The sequence below is a fragment of the Marinobacter nauticus ATCC 49840 genome (genome assembly GCF_000284615.1).
Classification (GTDB): Bacteria; Pseudomonadota; Gammaproteobacteria; order Pseudomonadales; family Oleiphilaceae; genus Marinobacter; species Marinobacter nauticus.
The window spans coordinates 1,477,623-1,496,257 of record NC_017067.1; the positions used below are offsets into that span (position 1 = coordinate 1,477,623).

19 protein-coding genes are annotated in these 18,635 nt (G+C 57.3%); 13 read left to right on the forward strand and 6 right to left on the reverse strand.

The window, feature by feature from the left end; all coding sequences use genetic code 11:
• Positions 1-85: 85 nt before the first annotated feature.
• Together ppsA and rraA are read left to right on the forward strand one after the other, a co-directional pair.
• Complete coding sequence (gene ppsA / locus MARHY_RS06790; RefSeq protein ID WP_014421120.1) at positions 86-2,458, forward strand: phosphoenolpyruvate synthase; 2,373 nt, start codon at positions 86-88, stop codon at positions 2,456-2,458.
• Between the two features lie 32 nt (positions 2,459-2,490).
• Positions 2,491-2,970: a ribonuclease E activity regulator RraA gene (gene rraA, locus MARHY_RS06795; RefSeq protein WP_014421121.1), complete on the forward strand. Its 480-nt coding sequence runs from the start codon at positions 2,491-2,493 to the stop codon at positions 2,968-2,970.
• Between the two features lie 49 nt (positions 2,971-3,019).
• Here rraA and MARHY_RS06800 read toward each other — a convergent pair whose 3' ends face one another.
• The 3 genes from MARHY_RS06800 to MARHY_RS06810 all read right to left on the reverse strand — a co-directional run bounded on the left by MARHY_RS06800 (position 3,020) and on the right by MARHY_RS06810 (position 4,401).
• Positions 3,020-3,310 (reverse strand): PilZ domain-containing protein, encoded by a 291-nt coding sequence (locus MARHY_RS06800; RefSeq protein WP_014421122.1) that lies wholly within the window; start codon positions 3,308-3,310, stop codon positions 3,020-3,022.
• A 5-nt stretch (positions 3,311-3,315) separates the two neighbouring features.
• Positions 3,316-3,984, reverse strand: a complete 669-nt coding sequence (locus MARHY_RS06805) for a TIGR04211 family SH3 domain-containing protein (RefSeq protein WP_014421123.1) — start codon at positions 3,982-3,984, stop codon at positions 3,316-3,318.
• A gap of 117 nt (positions 3,985-4,101) precedes the next feature.
• Complete coding sequence (locus tag MARHY_RS06810) at positions 4,102-4,401, reverse strand: YciI family protein (RefSeq protein ID WP_014421124.1); 300 nt, start codon at positions 4,399-4,401, stop codon at positions 4,102-4,104.
• A gap of 87 nt (positions 4,402-4,488) precedes the next feature.
• On the opposite strand from MARHY_RS06810, the gene MARHY_RS06815 reads away from it, so the two are divergent.
• Complete coding sequence (locus tag MARHY_RS06815) at positions 4,489-5,355, forward strand: PHP domain-containing protein (RefSeq protein ID WP_014421125.1); 867 nt, start codon at positions 4,489-4,491, stop codon at positions 5,353-5,355.
• 4 nt (positions 5,356-5,359) lie between these two features.
• On the opposite strand, the gene MARHY_RS06820 is transcribed toward MARHY_RS06815, so the two are convergent.
• On the reverse strand, positions 5,360-5,902 hold the full coding sequence (locus tag MARHY_RS06820) for a YecA/YgfB family protein (RefSeq protein ID WP_014421126.1): 543 nt from the start codon (positions 5,900-5,902) through the stop codon (positions 5,360-5,362).
• A gap of 2 nt (positions 5,903-5,904) precedes the next feature.
• Positions 5,905-9,075: a ribonuclease E gene (rne, locus tag MARHY_RS06825; protein WP_014421127.1), complete on the reverse strand. Its 3,171-nt coding sequence runs from the start codon at positions 9,073-9,075 to the stop codon at positions 5,905-5,907.
• Between the two features lie 630 nt (positions 9,076-9,705).
• On the opposite strand from rne, the gene rluC reads away from it, so the two are divergent.
• The 3 genes from rluC to MARHY_RS06840 are packed head-to-tail and all read left to right on the forward strand — an operon-like array spanning position 9,706 to position 12,502.
• Positions 9,706-10,773, forward strand: coding sequence for a 23S rRNA pseudouridine(955/2504/2580) synthase RluC (rluC, locus tag MARHY_RS06830; protein ID WP_014421129.1), 1,068 nt, complete (start codon positions 9,706-9,708; stop codon positions 10,771-10,773).
• Positions 10,773-11,423, forward strand: coding sequence for an HAD family hydrolase (locus MARHY_RS06835; protein ID WP_014421130.1), 651 nt, complete (start codon positions 10,773-10,775; stop codon positions 11,421-11,423). The genes rluC and MARHY_RS06835 overlap by 1 nt, the downstream gene beginning before the upstream one ends.
• 29 nt (positions 11,424-11,452) lie before the next feature.
• Complete coding sequence (locus MARHY_RS06840) at positions 11,453-12,502, forward strand: S49 family peptidase (protein WP_014421131.1); 1,050 nt, start codon at positions 11,453-11,455, stop codon at positions 12,500-12,502.
• Positions 12,503-12,515: 13 nt separating this feature from the next.
• Here MARHY_RS06840 and MARHY_RS06845 read toward each other — a convergent pair whose 3' ends face one another.
• The gene (locus MARHY_RS06845) at positions 12,516-13,109 is read right to left on the reverse strand and encodes a Maf family protein (protein WP_014421132.1); all 594 of its coding nucleotides are present in this window, start codon (positions 13,107-13,109) and stop codon (positions 12,516-12,518) included.
• Positions 13,110-13,250: 141 nt separating this feature from the next.
• On the opposite strand from MARHY_RS06845, the gene MARHY_RS06850 reads away from it, so the two are divergent.
• From MARHY_RS06850 to fabF, 7 genes are all read left to right on the forward strand, one after another.
• The gene (locus tag MARHY_RS06850) at positions 13,251-13,808 is read left to right on the forward strand and encodes a YceD family protein (RefSeq protein ID WP_014421133.1); all 558 of its coding nucleotides are present in this window, start codon (positions 13,251-13,253) and stop codon (positions 13,806-13,808) included.
• Positions 13,809-13,838: 30 nt separating this feature from the next.
• Entirely contained in the window at positions 13,839-14,018 is a 180-nt protein-coding gene (gene rpmF, locus MARHY_RS06855) for a 50S ribosomal protein L32 (protein ID WP_011785345.1), read from the forward strand.
• Between the two features lie 42 nt (positions 14,019-14,060).
• Positions 14,061-15,065, forward strand: a complete 1,005-nt coding sequence (gene plsX, locus MARHY_RS06860) for a phosphate acyltransferase PlsX (RefSeq protein ID WP_014421134.1) — start codon at positions 14,061-14,063, stop codon at positions 15,063-15,065.
• Between the two features lie 127 nt (positions 15,066-15,192).
• Positions 15,193-16,131, forward strand: a complete 939-nt coding sequence (gene fabD / locus MARHY_RS06865) for an ACP S-malonyltransferase (RefSeq protein ID WP_014421135.1) — start codon at positions 15,193-15,195, stop codon at positions 16,129-16,131.
• Between the two features lie 16 nt (positions 16,132-16,147).
• On the forward strand, positions 16,148-16,891 hold the full coding sequence (gene fabG / locus MARHY_RS06870) for a 3-oxoacyl-ACP reductase FabG (RefSeq protein ID WP_014421136.1): 744 nt from the start codon (positions 16,148-16,150) through the stop codon (positions 16,889-16,891).
• A gap of 132 nt (positions 16,892-17,023) precedes the next feature.
• Complete coding sequence (acpP, locus tag MARHY_RS06875) at positions 17,024-17,257, forward strand: acyl carrier protein (protein WP_008938713.1); 234 nt, start codon at positions 17,024-17,026, stop codon at positions 17,255-17,257.
• Between the two features lie 125 nt (positions 17,258-17,382).
• Positions 17,383-18,630 (forward strand): beta-ketoacyl-ACP synthase II, encoded by a 1,248-nt coding sequence (gene fabF / locus MARHY_RS06880; protein WP_041655471.1) that lies wholly within the window; start codon positions 17,383-17,385, stop codon positions 18,628-18,630.
• Positions 18,631-18,635 lie beyond the last annotated feature (5 nt).

Genomic DNA, 18,635 nt, shown 5'->3' on the forward strand with positions numbered 1-18,635 from the left:
CCTCCCTAGGTAATTTCCGCAGCTTACAGTATCATACACGCCAGATTCGAGACTCCGCGCTACACAGACTCAAGGGAGACACGCTTTGGAAGATTACATTATCTGGTTTGACCACCTGGGAATGTCCGACGTAGACCGGGTTGGAGGCAAGAATGCTTCCCTCGGTGAAATGATCAGTAATCTCGCCAATGCTGGTGTTACCGTCCCTGGCGGTTTCGCTACCACTGCTCATGCTTACCGTGAATTCCTGGCCACCGACGGCCTGAAAGACCGCATTGACGAAGCCCTGGATGCCCTGGATGTCAACGACGTTAACGAACTGGCGCGGGTTGGCTCCCAGATTCGCCAGTGGGTAATCGACACCGCGTTTCCGGAAGTGCTGGATAACGCCTTGAAAGAAGCCTATGCCAAGCTTCAGGCCGGTAATGACCAGATGGCTGTCGCGGTGCGTTCTTCCGCCACCGCGGAGGACCTTCCTGATGCCTCTTTCGCCGGCCAGCAGGAAACCTTCCTGAACGTGGTGGGCCTGGAGCAGGTTCGTACCTCGGTGAAAGAGGTGTTTGCCTCGCTGTTCAATGACCGGGCGATCTCCTATCGCGTGCACCATGGTTTTGATCACAAGCTGGTAGCGTTGTCTGCCGGTATCCAGAAGATGGTTCGCAGTGAAACCGCTTCCAGCGGTGTTATGTTCACCCTGGATACCGAGTCCGGTTTCCGCGATGTCGTGTTTATTACCTCTTCATACGGCCTCGGTGAAACCGTGGTGCAGGGTGCCGTGAACCCTGACGAATTCTACGTACACAAGCCGACCCTGGAAGCCGGACGTCCGTCGGTATTGCGCCGTAACCTCGGCAGCAAGGCCATCAAGATGGTTTACCATTCCGAACCGGGTGAAGGTAAGTTTGTTGAAACCGTGAAGGTAGAGCAGGAAGACCGTAATCGTTTTTCCATCACCGATGCGGAAGTGGAAGAACTGGCCAAGCAGGCCATGATTATTGAAAAGCATTACCAGCGCCCGATGGACATTGAGTGGGCCAAAGATGGTGATGACGGCAAGATCTACATCGTTCAGGCCCGGCCGGAAACGGTCAAGAGTCGTGCAGCTGCCAATGTGATGGAACGTTACCTGCTGAAGGAAACCGGCAAAGTACTGGTGGAAGGTCGCAGTATCGGCCACAAGATCGGCAGTGGCCCGGTGAAGATCATCACCAGCATTAACGAAATGGACCGGGTACAGGCCGGCGACGTGCTCGTCACCGATATGACCGACCCGGACTGGGAGCCGGTGATGAAGCGGGCTTCGGCCATTGTTACCGACCGTGGCGGCCGTACCTGCCACGCCGCCATTATTGCCCGGGAGTTGGGTATTCCGGCGGTTGTGGGCTGTGGCGATGCCACCGAGGTGCTCAAGGACGGTCAGGACGTGACCGTCTCCTGCGCCGAAGGTGACACCGGTATGATCTACGAGGGTGCTCTGGACTTCGAGCTGCGTGAGAATACCGTGGACTCCATGCCCAACATTCCGTTCAAGATCATGATGAACGTGGGTAACCCGGACCGCGCCTTTGACTTCCAGGCGCTGCCCAATGAAGGTGTGGGTCTGGCTCGCCTTGAGTTCATCATTAACCGGATGATCGGCGTGCACCCGAAAGCGCTGTTGAACTTCGATGGCCTGCCCCGTGACATCAAACAGACCGTGGAAAAGCGCATTTCCGGCTATGCCTCACCGGTGGATTTCTACGTGGACAAGCTGGTGGAAGGTATTTCCACCCTGGCAGCGGCGTTCGCTCCCAAGAAAGTGATTGTGCGTTTGTCCGACTTCAAATCCAATGAGTACGCCAATCTGATTGGCGGCACTCTGTACGAGCCGGACGAAGAGAACCCGATGCTGGGCTTCCGTGGTGCGTCGCGCTATATCTCCGATACCTTCCGCGACTGTTTCGAGCTTGAGTGTCGGGCCCTGAAGAAGGTCCGCAATGAAATGGGCCTGACCAACGTTGAAGTGATGGTGCCGTTCGTACGGACTGTCGGCGAAGCCGAGCAGGTGGTGAATCTGCTGGCTGAAAACGGCCTGAAGCGCGGTGAGAACGGCCTGCGGGTCATCATGATGTGTGAACTGCCGGCCAATGCCATTTTGGCGGAGCAGTTCCTGGAGCACTTTGATGGCTTCTCCATCGGTTCCAACGATCTGACTCAGCTGACGCTCGGTCTTGACCGGGATTCAGGCATCATTGCGCATCTGTTCGATGAGCGTAACGATGCAGTGAAGGCGCTCTTGTCCAACGCGATTCAGGCCTGCAAGAAAACCGGTAAGTACATCGGTATCTGTGGTCAGGGCCCGTCAGATCATCCGGATCTGGCCAAGTGGCTGATGGATGAGGGCATTGATACTGTGTCTCTGAACCCGGATTCGGTACTCGATACCTGGTTCTTCCTGGCCGACGAGAAGATCGACTGATCACCAACACTTGGGAAAAGGAGAGCGACAACGTGAGCAAGATTATTACTCCGGATCTGTGTGACGAATTTCCGGAAGTGCAGGTGGTCGAACCTGGCTTCAATAATTACGGTGGCGTGCGCCAGTTCGGCGGCGAAATCGTGACCGTGAAGTGCTTTGAGGACAACTCAGTGGTGAAAGAGCAGGTTGGGCTGCCCGGTAACGGCCGCGTGATGGTGGTTGACGGTGGCGCGTCCAGGCGCAATGCACTGCTGGGGGATATGCTGGCCGAGAAAGCTGCGGAAAACGGCTGGGCTGGCCTGATCATCTATGGCTGCATCCGTGATGTAGATGAGATTGGACAGACTAATCTGGGCGTTCAGGCCCTGGGTACCGTACCGCGCAAGACTGAAAAGCGTGGTATCGGTGATCTGAATATCCCGGTGACATTCCACGGTGTGACGTTCAAGCCCGGGCAGTATGTGTATGCCGATAACAACGGCATCATCGTCTCCGAGAAGCCGCTGGTTTAAGCCGCGGCCTCGGCACAGACAAAAACGGCGGCCTTTGGGCCGCCGTTTTTTATTGGGTCACTTCTATGATGTTGATTCCGAGCAGATAACCATCACCATCCGGCTCGCAACGCACCACCTCACCGAGCGTCTCCAGGGGCGGGAACTGATCCCCAGCGGACTCCATTCGGGTTCTCAGCTCTTCGCCAATCCTGAACGGTCGTTCCACTGCTACTTGCATACCGGCGGCACTGAGATCCCGGCAGATACCGGTGTGGGTTTCACCATCGTTGCCGATAATCGTGATGGTGCTGTTCACCTGCATACGATGGAAGTCGCGCTTCTCAGAGTAATCTTTCATCACCTTTACGCCCAGTTGTCGGTTTTTCTTGTCGGTTTGAGCATGGGAATGATCAGGGCCAGCAGTACCCCGCCAAACACGAGGCCCGCGCCCAGAAGCATGAAATCAGATTCCTTGCTGGCCTCAAGACGCTCGTTTTCTGCTGTCAGTACTTCCAGATCATTCCGCAGTTTCTGGTTTTCTTCGCGCAATTCACGGTTACGACGCTCAAGATTGATGGAGTCAGCGGCAATATTCTTGATGCGTTGTAGTTCAGTTTGCAGGTCTTCCGCTCGATTGGAAAGATTATTCTCGGCATTCTGCAGAGAATTTCGCTCTTCGGTAACGGCAGCCAGTTGCTGACGAGCTTCAGTCAGCTCAGATTGGGTTTCGTCCAGTTGACGACTGACCCGACGAAGCTGATCAGCTGCGATCGGTTCGTTGCTCAGGTATTGGCTCGCAACCCAGCCTTCCGTCCCTTTCGGCGTGCGTACGCGGGTGTAATTGTCACCGGTTTCCAGCACCTCCAGTGGCGTCCCACTGGGGAGGGCATTTTCGATGATACGGTACTGCGTGCCGGCGCCCGAGCGCACAGGCAGGTAGAGTTGATCATCGACCCAGACGGTGCGCGCCTGCGCAACGGAAACGGAGCTGACAATAAGCACAAGGCTGAAAAGGAGACGGAGCGGTGTCACGGAGTACGTTCCCTGATAGTGATATTACTGATGTTTTAAACCCGCAATTCTGTCACAAGGTGGCCGCTATTCAAGCACCACAGCGTTACAATCCGCTCATGCTGGCGGCCGCTTTGTTCAGGGCAGCACTACCTTGTAGGGTTTGACGATTACTCTTTCATACACGCCGGCATCGACATAGGGATCGGCATCGGCCCAGGCCTGAGCTTTCTCCAGCGATTCGAACTCAGCGATGACCAGGCTGCCAATGAAGCCTGCTTCGCCCGGATCGGGCGAATCAATGGCCGGATGGGGGCCAGCTACCAGTAACCGGCCTTCGGCCTTGAGCTGTTCCAGTCGGGCCAGGTGGGCAGGCCGGGCTTCTTTGCGCAGGGGCAAGCTGTTGGCAATGTCTTCGCTGATGATGGCGTAATACATGGGTTCTCCGATCGGTGATCAGCTGAGGTTAGGGGCACTGCCTGAAGGCTGATACACTGGTGCCCGTTTCGTTATTCAGGATTGTTCGTGACTATACCCCAAGACTCCAGAACGTGCATTGATCTGCATTGCCATAGCACAGCATCCGATGGCGCGCTGTCTCCAGAGGCCCTGATTGCCAGAGCCGTTGAGCAGGGGGTTAGCCATCTGGCATTGACAGATCATGACACCATTGCAGGTCTCGAGGTGGCGAGAGGTGCGGCGTCAGGTTCCGGTTTGTCACTGATTAACGGCGTGGAGCTTTCCTGTGTCTGGCGCAGTCATACCATTCACGTGGTCGGGCTCGATTTTGACGAACGTGATCCTGCGTTTCTCGCCGCACTTGAGCGCCAGAACGAAAACCGCTGGCAGCGAGCTCGGATGATAGTCGACAGGCTCAGCCGCCTGAATGTGGACCAGCTTCTTGAGCGGGCGACGAAAGTGGCCGGAGGGGACGTGCCCGGGCGCCCGCATTTTGCCGAAGTTCTGGTGGAAGACGGTGTTGTACCCAAGGTGGCGCACGCGTTTAAACGGTATCTGGGAACTGGCAAGCCAGGAGATGTAAAGGCGTGTTGGCCGGAGTTGCCGGAGGTGGTGCAATGGATCGTGGCGGCCGGCGGGATTGCTGTGCTGGCGCATCCCAGGAAATATCGTCTCACAGCAACCCGTTTACGGGCATTAACTGCGGATTTCGGCCGTGCCGGAGGGCAGGGCATTGAGGTGTCAGTGTCGGGCCAGTCCAGTGGCGATCTGGGTTTTGTGGCCGAGTTGGCGCGGCGGGAAAAACTCTGGGCCTCTCAGGGCAGTGATTTTCACTTCCCGGGAGCTCCCTGGTGTGAGCTGGGGCGCATAATGAAAATGCCAGAGGGGCTGGAGCCCGTCTGGCATCATTTTCGGCAACCGATTGAAGCCTGAGGCTTCAATCCGGCGCGTGGAACAACAGGTAGAGGTCGGTCAGCGAGTCCGGGATGGCCTCTGCCATCTTGGCTGATAGCTTCTCGTCATTCCGGACTTTCTGGAAGTCCTCGTCCTCAAACAGGCCAGACAGTGTCAGCATCGGCACCATGAGGTCAGCGACTTCATCCTCATCCGCAGCTTGCAGCCAGGCCTCCTCATGCTCGAGGAAGGTATCGACGAAGCCCGCACACCAGTTTTCCAGAGCATTCATCGGGTCGCCGTCTTCTGGCTCCGGCAGCTCCAGTGGCTGGCCCATATCCAGGGCGTGGGCCATATCCCGTGCAAGCTCATTTACACAATGGGTAAACGTGTCGGGAATGCCGGTATCCGGCAACTGATCTGTGCCTGTGGCAAGGCGGAATAGGTCTTCCGCCTTCAGGCTGACCGGCCCGATCACGCTGGCACACACCACGCCATGGAACCCGAAAAAGTCCAGGGCATGATCTCCCCAGGGTTCTGCGAACAGAATGTCTTCCAGCGCTTCGATGTCCGAGTTGCTCAGCATGATCAGTTGCTCCCGGCCTGCTTGGCCTCTTCTGCCTTTTTGGCTTCTTCGGCCGCGCGTTGGCGCTTGCGGACCTCTCTTGGGTCATTATAGGCCCGGCCCGGAGTCACCGGGATAGCTTCCGATGCACTGGCTTCCTGAGTCTCTTCTTTCTGCTCCGCTGGCTTTTCGCTGGCCGGAGCTGGCTCGGCTTTTGCGGGCTCTGCAGGCTGCTCCGGTTTGTCAGCGGGTTTTTCGCTGCTGGATCCGGCCTGCTTCTCGGGCGCCGTATCTACTTCCGGCTCGGTTTTAGCGGCCTCGGCTTTCTGTTCCGGCGCCTTGTCGGCTTTATCCTCGGCAGCCTTCTGATCAGAAGCCGCGCCGGTTTCCGGCTCAGACGCCTTCGGTGAGTCAGCCTTGGCTTGCCGGGGTGCCTTGGCCTCTGCCTTGACCGGTTCTTTGTCTTCGGCTTTGGCAGGCTCGGCGCTGGCCTTTTCTGCAGGCTGCTCGGCTTCTGTTGCGGTGACCTGCTCGGTACGTTGAGGCTTGGCGGCCTGTTTCTGCTCGGCTTCTGCCGGCAAGCTCTCCTTGTCACCCTTGTCTTCGGCAGCACCGGATTTTTCAGCGCTATCCGCAGAGCGAGGCTTGCGCTGGCGGCCGGAGCTGCGGCCTCTGCGGCCGTCAGACTTCTCTTTGCGGCTGCTCTCATCCTTTGCTTCAGGCTTGTCTTCTGCTGAGGGAGCCTCTTTCTGCTCGGCCTGTTCGGTTTTGGTCTCCGGCTTCTCGGCCATTTCCTGTTGTTCAGGCTTGCGGCTCTCTGGCGCAGTTTTGGTTTCCGGCGTTGTTGCGGCCGCTTGCTCGGCTTTATCTACGTGCGGCTCACTGGCTTTAGCGTCCACAGCAGCAGTCTTGTCAGCCGCTTTTTCCGGCTGGGTATCTTTCTGGTGCTTCTCGCTGCGTTCCGCTTTGCGTGCTGCTGGCGTAGATGCCGGAGTCTCGGCGGGGGAGCCGTCCCGGTTACGTTGCCGGCGTGGTTTGCGTTGCTTGTCGTCACCGCCCTGCTTGTCGTTGGAAGATCCCTTCTGGGACTCCTGCTGTTCCCGGTTGTCCTGCGGGCCTTTCTGGTCACGCTGGGGGCGGTTCCGGTTCTGGCCGCGACCCTGTGAGTCCTTGCGGTTGTCCCGGCGGTTGTCATTTCCCTTGCTGTCGCCAGAGCGGTCGTCCCGGTTGGAACGGTTCTGGCCACCGCGTTCACCACGATTCTGATCGTCACCACGGCCACCACGATTGCGGCCCCGGTTGTCGTCGCCACGGTTCTGCTGGCTACCCTGGCGGCGATCGTTGCCGCTGCGGTTGCCGCCGGAGCGTTGGTCATCGCGGGCAACGCGGGATTTGCGGCGATCCTGGCGGGCCTGGTTCCGACGCTCTTCACTCCGGTTGCGGTTGGTGTCGCGGCTGGCTTCCTGCTCCGGTTCTTCGCCCCGGAAGAAGCACGCGATCTTCTTGCCCAGTTTGCGGAACAGGCCTTCTTCCTGCTCAGCAGCAGCCGTTGGCGCAGCGGCTGTCGGTGCTGGGGCTGGCGCAGAGGGGCGGATAGCTTTCACGGCGGCCTGTTCGCGCACCGGTTTCTCGGCACTTGCAACTTCTACGGCTGCCTCTTCCTCGCGCTCGCTGTACTGTTGAGCTACCTGATGGCTGGAGACATGCTCTGGAGAGGTTTCGTCCTGACGCAGGCGCAGAATCTCGAAGTGCGGCGTTTCCATGTTGGGCACAGGTGCGACCACAACCGCTACGCCTTGACGGGCTTCAATGTCGGCCAGCTGCTTGCGTTTTTCGTTCAGCAGGAAGGTGGCCACAGAAACCGGCACCATGGCTCGTACTTCTGCGGTCTTCTCCTTGGAGGATTCTTCGTAGATCAGGCGCATGATGCTCAGCGCCAGAGATTCGATACCCCGGATGGTGCCCTGGCCTTCACAGCGTGGGCAAACCTCGCTGCGGGTCTCGCCCAGTGAGGGACGCAGACGCTGGCGTGACATTTCCAGCAGGCCGAAACGCGAGATCTTGCCAACCTGAACGCGGGCCCTGTCGAGTTCCAGCGCTTCACGCATCTTCTGCTCGACTTCCCGCTGGTGTTTGGCTGGCGTCATGTCGATGAAGTCGATAACGATCAGGCCGCCCATATCCCGCAGGCGTAGTTGCCGCGCGATTTCTTCGGCCGCTTCAAGGTTGGTCTGCAGGGCCGTTTCTTCAATATCCTGACCCTTGGTGGCCCGGGATGAGTTGATGTCAATGGACACCAGGGCTTCGGTCGGGTCGATGACAATCGAGCCGCCGGAGGGCAGTTTCACTTCGCGCTGGAACGCCGTTTCGATCTGGCCTTCGATCTGGTAACGACTGAACAGAGGGATTTCGTCCTTGTACAGCTTGATCTTGTTCTCGAAGGTGGGCATGACCGCCCGAACGAAGCTCAACACGTCTTCGTAAACGTTATCGGCATCGATCAGGACTTCGCCGATATCCTGGCGGAGGTAATCGCGCACAGCGCGGATGATGACATTGCTTTCCTGGTGGATCAGGAAAGGCGCTTTGCGCTCGCCAGCTGCCTGGGTAATGGCTTCCCAGAACTGTACCAGGTAGTCGAGGTCCCACTGGAGCTCTTCGGTGGTGCGGCCAATACCGGCAGTACGCACAATAATGCCCATGGACTTCGGCACCTGGACACCGTTCATGGCCTCTTTCAACTGGGCTCGGTCATCGCCTTCAATCCGGCGTGAGATACCGCCTGCACGGGGATTATTCGGCATCAGCACCAGATAACGGCCAGCCAGGGAGATGAAGGTGGTCAGGGCGGCGCCTTTGTTGCCACGCTCTTCCTTGTCGACCTGAACGATTACTTCCTGACCTTCAGAGACAACATCCTTGATGTTGATTTTGCCCTCAATCTGCCCGGGCGATTTCTTGAAATACTCTTTGGAGATTTCCTTCAGGGGCAGGAAGCCGTGGCGCTCTGCGCCAAAGTCAACGAAAGCCGCTTCAAGGCTGGGTTCTACCCGGGTAATGCGGCCCTTGTAGATGTTGGCCTTTTTCTGTTCGCGGGTACTGGATTCGATATCAAGGTCGAACAGCCGTTGGCCGTCAACCAGCGCGACGCGCAACTCTTCGGGATGAGTTGCATTGATCAGCATTCTTTTCATGGAAAGAAAGGGTTCCTGTCGTTTGTTGGTGACAGAAAACCGGGGGGATTCGCATCAGCGAAGCAGGATGTGCGTGCCGCGGGCCCTTTACAGCAGGCAGGCCGGCGGCCAGACGGATCATACCCTTATGGGGTGCAATCCTGGGTGTCTGAGACCACCGCCGACATCCCGCCTGCCGGTGGGCAGGTCGAGGTCGAATAGGGTGAGAGTCTGTTGACGCATAATATCCGTTTCAGGTTCACACAAACCCCTGGGTCTCACGTCGTATTGGTTTGCTGGACGGCCCGGGTTTGCGTGGCAATGATTCTTCGCGATGTCGCCCGACGGTTTTCCAGTCGGTTTTCCTCTCCCGGAGCAGGTAACAGCCTTTCTCGGTCTGGCCTGTGATTCCGGGAGTCTGTTTCCCGCTGCATCCGTTAATGATTGGTTTTGCAGCGTTCAAACTCTTAATCAGTATCGGTATACTGCTGCCGCTCCGGCTTCTGACCAGAGTTCGTCAGGCCGTAGACAAACGGCAGAGCACGCCGGAATATAACAGGTACGGCGTGGGCAGGCAACTCCTCAGTTGCGTCCGTCCCGGTATGCTGGGGCGGCCATACGATGCCGCAATTCATCAACGCAAGGGTTTACATGTCGCGCTCCCCCGATTCCCGTAAGACAAAGGGTCGTCGCCCTGCCACGGACAAAGCCCGTGGTGTCGGAAAATCTGCTGTCAAAGCGGGGTCTGAGCGTGCTCCGGGGAAGGTGGCGACAGAGGTTCAGTGGATTACCGTTGATGAGGATATGGCAGGGCAGCGGGTGGATAATTTCCTGCTTGCACGATTGCGGGGGGTGCCCAAAAGCATTGTCTACCGCATTGTCAGAAAGGGTGAGGTGCGGGTAAACAAGGGGCGTGTAAAGCCTGATACCCGTCTTAATCCGGGGGATGTGGTCAGAATTCCGCCGCTGGTGCAGCAGGCCAGGGCGGAGCAGCCCAAGCCCGGCAGTCGGGTGCAGGGGGTTATGGAGGCTGCGGTCGTTTTCGAAAACGATGAAATGCTGGTGGTGAACAAGCCCTCCGGTATAGCGGTTCATGGCGGAAGCGGACTGAGTTTCGGTTTGATTGAAGTGTTGCGGTCGGCCCGGCCGGAAGCCAGGTTCCTGGAGTTGGTTCATCGTCTGGATCGCGATACGTCTGGTCTGGTAATGGTGGCTAAAAAGCGTTCTGCTTTGCGGTTTTTGCAGGATGAGCTGCGGCAGAAGCGGATTCGCAAGTATTACCACGCTCTGGTGGTCGGCAGTTGGCCGGAAAATGTTGATCGTGTTACTGAGCCACTGTTGCGTTTTGAGATGCCTAATGGCGAGCGTCGGGTTCGGGTCAGTGAGGAGGGCAAAAGTTCCCTGACTTTGTTTACCTGTTTGCAGCGATTTCAGGGGTATAGTCTTGTTGAGGCATCGCCGGTGACCGGCAGGACTCACCAGATTCGGGTACACAGTGCCTGGGCGGGTCATCCGATTGCGGGCGATGACAAGTATATGGATGATGCGAGCCTGAAAGCTTTCCGGGCCATTGGTGGGCAGCGCTTGATGTTGCACGCCAGGGCTCTTGAGTTTTCGCTTCCGGGTTCGGGCGAGCCCATGCGGCTGGAAGCAGTATACGACGGGCCCTTTTCCGGGGTGCTCGAAGAATTGACCAAGCGAAGCGGGAAGCGGTCTTAATGAAGGTAAAAGTCGTTATTTTTGACTGGGACGGAACGCTGATTGATTCAGTGGACCATATCGCTGACAGCCTGCACCAGGCAGCAACGGAGCTGGGGTATCCGGAGCTGGAGCGGGAGGCCTATCGCGATATTATTGGTCTGGGCATGATTGAGGCGCTGGAGAAGTTGTATCCTGGTCTGAGCCGTGAAGAGATGGTTCGTATTCGTGAAGGTTATGCCGGTTACTTCTTCAAGAAGGTGACCACGCCCCAGAATGTGTTCGACGGCATGGCAGATGTGGTTGCCGATCTCCGGGGGGCCGGGCGCGGGTGTTCGGTGGCGACGGGCAAGAGTCGGCGGGGCCTTGAATTGGCGTTGACCTCCAGTGGTCTGGGAGCCCGTTTTGATACCACCCGCTGTGCGGATGAAACCCGGTCCAAGCCGCATCCGTTGATGCTGGAGGAAATTCTGGCGTTCTACGGCTATGAACCGGAAGAGGCTGTGATGATTGGCGATACCCGTTACGATCTGGAGATGGCTCAGCGTATTGGTATGCCCTCCATCGGTGTGGAATGGGGGGTGCACAAACGGGATGTACTTGAGACCTATGATCCCCATGCAGTGGTGAATTCAGTGGCGGACCTCCGGAAGGTGTTGGGTCTGCGCTAACAGTAGGACGTTGCAAGTAAGGAATACGGATGAGCGAGTGGGATTCGGATAAGCAGTCGGAGTGGGGTGACAAGCCCGTTGAGCCAGAAGCCCGGGGCGCCCGAGGTGGCTTGTTTGGCGGCAGGAAGCCGTCGATGCCGCCGGAGACGGGGCGTGATTGGCGTCTGATCGAAAAGCTGGTGATGTCCTTGCAGGCGGAGCAGCGGCGCAGCCGTCGTTGGGGTATTTTCTTCAAGCTGCTCACGTTCGGATATCTGTTTGCGCTGCTGTTCATGATTCGTGCTCCCTTCGGAGAAGGCGTCGGGGCCACAGTGGGGAGCCATACCGCGCTGGTAGAGGTGAATGGCCCAATTGCTGCTGATGAGCTGGCCAGCGCAGATAACCTGGTCGGGGCATTGCGTGCCGCGTTTGAGGCCGAGAGCTCGAAGGCGGTTGTGCTGCGGATTAATAGCCCGGGTGGCAGTCCGGTGCAGTCCGGCTATGTCTATGATGAGATCAAGCGGTTGAGGGAGGAGTATCCCGACAAGAAGATCTACGCGGTGATTTCTGATATTGGCGCATCGGGCGCTTATTACATTGCCGCAGCAGCCGATGAGATATACGCCAACCGGGCCAGTCTGGTCGGATCGATTGGTGTAGTGGCCGGTGGTTTTGGCTTCACTGAGGCGATGGAAAAGATTGGCGTGGATCGTCGTCTTTATACCGCAGGCGACAACAAGGCTTTCCTGGACCCGTTCTCGCCGGAGCAGGAGGAAGAGGTTGCGTTCTGGCAAGGCGTGCTTGAAAACACCCATAAGCAGTTCATTGAAGCGGTCAGACAGGGGCGGGGCGATCGCCTTGCGGATGATCCCCGGCTGTTCAGTGGTCTGGTCTGGAGTGGTGAGCAGGCGGTAGAGCTGGGACTTGTAGATGGTCTGGGCAGTTCATCCTGGGTCGCGCGCCAGTTGGTGGGCGAAGAGGAGCTTGTCGATTACAGTCGCAGCCGCTCTCCTTTTCAGGAGTTTGTGGATCAGCTGGGGGTGGCCGTTGGTGAAGGTGTCGCAACCCGGTTGATGGAGTCACGACTGGAGCTCCGATAAGTTGCCTCGGGCATCAGTCCAGCAATGGATTGATGCCCAGTTCTCTCAGTATACGGGTGAGCGCAATCAGCGGCAGGCCGATCAGGCTGTTGGGGTCGTCGCCCTGAAGGCGGCTGAACAGGGCGATGCCAAGACCTTCCATCTTGAAGCTGCCCGCGCAGTCGTAAGGCTGCTCTTTCTGCAGGTAACCTTCAATTTCCTCTTCCTGTAAGTCCCTGAAATGCACCTCAAACGGTTCGCAGTGCGTTTGAAGGTTGCCGCTTCGGGTATCCAGAACGGCCAGGCCGGTGAGAAAGCGAACCCGGTTGCCACTGCTTCGCATCAATTGCTGTTTTGCTGTGTCGTAGTGGCCGGGTTTGCTCAGCAGGCTGCCATCCGGTAATGCCGCCACCTGGTCGGAGCCGATGATGATATGGTCCGGAAAGCGCGGGGCGAGAGCTTTTGCTTTGCTTTCTGCAAGCCGGACGGCCAGGGCTTCGGCTGCTTCTCCTGGAATGGGGGTTTCGTCAATGTCGGGGCTGGCAGTGTCGAACGCGAGGTCGAGCCGGGCCAGCAATTGCTTGCGGTAGGGTGAGGAAGAGGCCAGTAGCAGCTTGGGAGGAAGCATGGGGTTTCAGGTCCGGTCGGTTGGATATGGGAGTTCTTTGGGGCTCATATCGTAAAATACCCCTATTCCGGGCGAAAGGCCCGGCAGAAAGTCGATTAAGTCTTTGACAGAGGCTGGTCTCGCCCCTAAAATTGCGCGCCTATGTCCAAAGCGCCGATCGTCGAACTGCCCAGATCTGTCGACCCAAACAAGTTGGCAGAGCAGAACACAACGCTTGAAGGGGTAATTCCTTTCAAGGGGCTTTCTCGTTTTCGTGAAGCTGTGCCGGGACTGCCGGAAGATGGTGAGTGCAGCGTAAAGCTGTCTTTCTATCGGGATGGGGAGCGTCGCCGGATAGTGTCGGGCGAGTTGTCTGCGCCGGTCATTCTGGAATGCCAGCGCTGCATGGGTGACATGCAGGTGACTCTGGAATCCCGTTTTGATCTCGGTCTGGTCATCAGTGATGAGCAGGCGCAGCGGTTGCCGAAAGCGTTGGAACCATTTCTGGTAGAAGATTTCAACGCCGATCTCTGGGCAATGGTGGAAGACGAGTTGCTTCTGGTGCTGCCGCCATTTCCGCTCCACGAGCGGGAAGAGTGTCCGGCAAAAGAAGATCTTGAAGCGCTCGAAGTGCCCGAGGCTACCGAAGAGCCCGAGACAGAGCAAAGAAAAGAGAACCCGTTCAGTGTACTGGCGGGACTTAAGACGACAAAGCATTAACGTATTCGAAAATAGGTCAGGAGCATAACCATGGCTGTACAGCAAAATCGCAAAACTCGTTCAAAGCGTGGCATGCGCCGTTCACACGACGCACTGAGTGCTGCTGCTCTGTCTACCGACGCAACAACTGGTGAAGTTCATCGTCGCCATCACGTATCTCCAGACGGTTTCTACCGTGGCAAACAGGTAGTTGAGGCTCGCGACGAGTAATTCGTCGGGGATTTCTTCTGACCTGTGCCGCATGGACGAGTGGTGAACACGCCGGTCACCATTGCCATTGATGCTATGAGCGGTGATCGCGGTGCCGCGGTTGTCGTCCATGCTGCGCTGGAAGCAGTACGTGAAAACGAGGCCTTGAGTCTTGTTCTGGTGGGAATCCGGAGCGAGCTCGAGGCTTTGTTGCATGAGGGGCATGCTCGTATTCGAATTGTTGAGGCTGCCGACGTCGTTCGTATGAACGAGCGGCCTTCCCATGCCCTCCGCCACAAGAAAAACTCCTCTATGGCCATTGCGCTCAGTCTCGTGCGGGACGGAGAAGCGCAGGGCTGTGTCAGTGCCGGAAATACCGGTGCGCTGATGGCATTCGGTCGCTCGATCATTCGAATGTATCCCGGGATTGAACGTCCTGCCATCGCAAAGCTGATCCCCTCTCTGCGTGGCCGTTGTCATGTCCTGGATCTTGGGGCCAACGTCGATTCCACAGCGGAGAATCTTTACCAGTACGCCCTGATGGGGTCCCTGATGGCATCCGCTATCTGCCGCCAGTCTGAGCCACGGGTGGCGCTGCTGAATGTCGGTGAGGAAGAGATCAAGGGTAATGAACAGGTCCGGCTCGCATCACACATGTTGGCCCAGTGCGACACTATCAACTACATCGGTTATGTCGAGGGAAGTGACCTTTTTCGCGATGTCGCCGATGTTGTAGTGTGCGATGGTTTCGTGGGCAATATAGCCCTCAAGACCGGAGAGGGGGTTGCCGGCCTGCTGATCGAATTACTGGAACAGGCATTCACACGCTCCATGTACGGTCGTTTTGTAGGCTTGCTGGCCCGGCCGATTATCGGGCGACTTCTGCAATTGATGGACCCTTCCCGGCACAATGGCGCCAGTCTGCTCGGATTGCAGGGTGTGGTCATCAAGAGCCACGGCAATGCCAATGAGCGGGCGATGCTGGCGGCGATCCGGCAGGCAGTTCGTGAAGTTCAGCTGGAAGTGCCACGAAGGATCAACGAAAGACTCGATGATCTGATGTTATGATCCCTCCTCGTTATCGGGAGCGCGACTAAAGTCGTCCCGCATCCCGGCTCTTATTCGCGGATAATTGGCCCTGATTGTACTATTGGCTAATCTTCAGTAACCCTTCAATGACGATAAGATTCCGCTTATGAAATCAGCGTTTGTTTTTCCCGGACAAGGCTCCCAGTCACTCGGCATGTTATCTGCTGCCGCTGAAGCGTGGCCGATGATCACCGAAACGTTTGACGAGGCGTCCAACGTTCTCGGCTATGACCTGTGGCATCTTTGCCAGCATGGCCCCGCCGAAGAGCTCAATAAAACCATGGTTACTCAGCCTGCTCTGCTGACCGCAAGTGTTGCGCTGTGGCGGCAGTGGTGTGTATCTGACGGCCCCCGGCCGGATTTTGTTGCTGGCCACAGCCTGGGTGAATACAGCGCCCTGGTGGCGGCGGAAAGCCTGGATTTTATTGAAGCTGTAAAGCTGGTTCAGCTGCGCGGTGAACTGATGCAGGATGCCGTGCCTGAAGGGCAGGGGCGTATGGCGGCCATTCTGGGTCTTGAGGACTCGGATGTGGTGTCGGCCTGTGAGGAGTCTGCTGAGGGTGATGTGGTTGCCGCAGTGAACTTTAACGCGCCGGGCCAGGTGGTTATTGCCGGTAGCGCAGCGGCCGTTGAAAGGGCCATTGAAGCCTGCAAAGCAAAAGGCGCTCGTAAGGCCATGCCGTTGCCGGTTTCAGTTCCCTCCCACTGTGCACTCATGAAGGGAGCGGCGGAACAGTTGGCTGAAGCCCTTGAGGATATTCGGTTTAACGATGCTGTCATTCCCGTTGTCCAGAATGTCAATGCTGAGCCGGCAAGGGATGCAGAGGTGCTGAAAGCTAATCTGCTCAAGCAGCTATACTCACCGGTGCTGTGGACAAACTCGGTACAGCGGCTGTCTACCGAAGGGGTGGGTGTGGCTGTTGAGTGTGGCGCCGGCAAGGTGCTGGCCGGTTTGATCAAACGTATCGATCGTTCTCTGCCGGTCCACGGCATCGAGAGTCCTGATTCTCTGGCTGAAGCCCTCAAGGCCTTTGGTCAGTCCTGATTACACGGAGTGAATTATGTCTTTGGAAGGCAAAGTTGCATTGGTAACCGGCGCCAGTCGAGGCATTGGCAAAGCCATTGCTCATGAACTTGCCCGGCAGGGAGCCGAAGTAGTGGGTACCGCGACCAGTGCCGAGGGGGCCCAGGCCATTACCGATGGCCTGAAAGAAGCGGGTTTCAGTGGCTATGGCATTGTTATGAATGTGGCAGAGCCCGAGAGCATCGAGACTGGCCTCAAGCAGCTTGCCGAGCAATCGGGTGCGCCGCTGATTCTGGTCAATAATGCCGGCATCACCCGTGATAACCTTCTGATGCGCTTGAAAGACGATGACTGGGCTGAGGTTCTGGAAACCAACCTGTCCAGCGTCTATCGCACCAGCAAGGCGGTATTGCGTGGTATGGCGAAAGCCCGTTGGGGCAGAATCATCAATATCAGCTCAGTGGTTGCTGGTATGGGAAATCCCGGGCAGGGCAATTACTGTGCGGCGAAGGCCGGTGTTGAGGGTTTTACCCGTAGCCTGGCCAAGGAAATGTCTAACCGCGGTATCACGGCGAACTGCGTGGCACCGGGTTTTATTGACACAGACATGACCAAAAAACTGGACGATAAGCAGCGTGAGGCTATGCTGGAAATCATACCGGCTGGTCGCCTGGGGTCGCCGGAGGAGGTTGCCGCTGTGGTGGCTTTCCTGGCATCGGACGGCGCCGCTTACGTAACCGGAGAAACCATTCATGTGAATGGCGGCATGTACATGGGTTAAGTCCGTTCCGGGCTGGTGTGCAACCCCTTGTCGCACAACATGTTTGACAGAATCCCTGCTTGTTTGCAGGTGGGGTTTAAACTAAACTGGCAGCCATAGAGTTGCTTGGTTGACACATAAAGTGAGGACATTATGAGTACAGTTGAAGAGCGCGTTAAGAAGATTGTTTGTGAGCAGTTGGGCGTGAAAGAGTCCGAAGTTCAGAACACATCTTCTTTTGTAGAGGATCTTGGCGCTGACTCACTGGACACTGTTGAGCTGGTTATGGCCCTGGAAGAGGAATTCGAGACCGAGATTCCTGACGAAGAGGCCGAAAAGCTGGGCACCGTTCAGGACGCGATCGACTACATTGTCGCGCACACCTGATACCCTGCGAATCAGATAGCCAGGCAAAAGCCGTCCTTTGGGCTTATTGAAGGACGGCTTTTTTATTGGCCGGACATTGGCCAGCAGTGAACCATCAGACACGGAACAATCGGGTGATTGGGGATATGAGCAAGCGACGGGTTGTCATCACGGGAATGGGGATGCTTTCTCCGGTGGGGAATGATGTGACGTCTTCCTGGGAGGCCATTCGTGCCGGGCGCAGTGGCATCGGACTGATTGATCGCTTTGACGCATCCGAGTACACCACTCGCATTGGTGGTGCCGTCAAGGATCTTGATATCGAGCCCTGGTTGTCCAGCAAGGAAGCACGAAAGCTGGATGCCTTTATTCACTATGGTCTGATTGCAGCGCAGCAGGCGGTAGATGACAGCGGCCTTGAGCAATACAGCAAGCTCGACAAGGAGCGGGTAGGGATTGCCATAGGTTCAGGTATCGGTGGCCTGGAATACATCGAAAAGAACGTTCTTCAGATGGATAAGGCCGGCCCGCGCAAGGTTTCGCCGTTTTTTGTGCCGGCATCCGTCATCAATATGATTTCCGGAAATGCGGCGATCCGTTTCGGCTACAAGGGGCCGAATATTGCGATCGTGACCGCCTGTACCACCGGAACACACAATATCGGCTATGCCGCCAGAACTATCGCCTACGGCGATGCCGATGTCATGCTGGCCGGCGGCTCTGAAATGGCGACCACACGCAGCGGCGTGGCGGCGTTTTCCTCCGCCCGTGCCCTGTCGACCCGCAATGATGAGCCGGAAAAGGCCAGTCGCCCCTGGGATCGTGACCGTGACGGCTTTGTACTCAGTGATGGCGCCGGCGTTGTGGTTCTGGAAGAGCTGGAACACGCCAGGGCGCGAGGAGCAACCATTTACGGCGAAGTCATCGGCTTTGGCATGAGCGATGACGCCCATCACATCACGGCCCCCCCGGCCGATGGTGAGGGCGCGGCGCGCTCCATGCGAAATGCCATCCGCGATGCCGGCATCAGCCCGGATCTGGTCGGATACATCAATGCCCATGGAACCTCTACTCAGGTTGGCGATGTGGCTGAGGTGGCTGCAGTCAAATCGGTGTTTGGCCGCCATGCGGAAAGATTGGCCATGAGCAGCACCAAATCCATGACCGGACATCTGCTGGGCGCCGCGGGTGCCGTTGAGGCTATATTCTCGGTGTTGGCAGTCCGGGACGGGGTGTTGCCGCCCACCATCAACCTTGATCATCCGGATGAAGGTTGTGATCTGGACTTTGTGGCGCACAAATCCAGAGATGCCGATGTGAAGGTCGCGCTGTCGAATTCGTTCGGCTTTGGCGGCACCAACGGGACCCTGATCGTCAGCCGCTACGAGGGTTGAGCCCG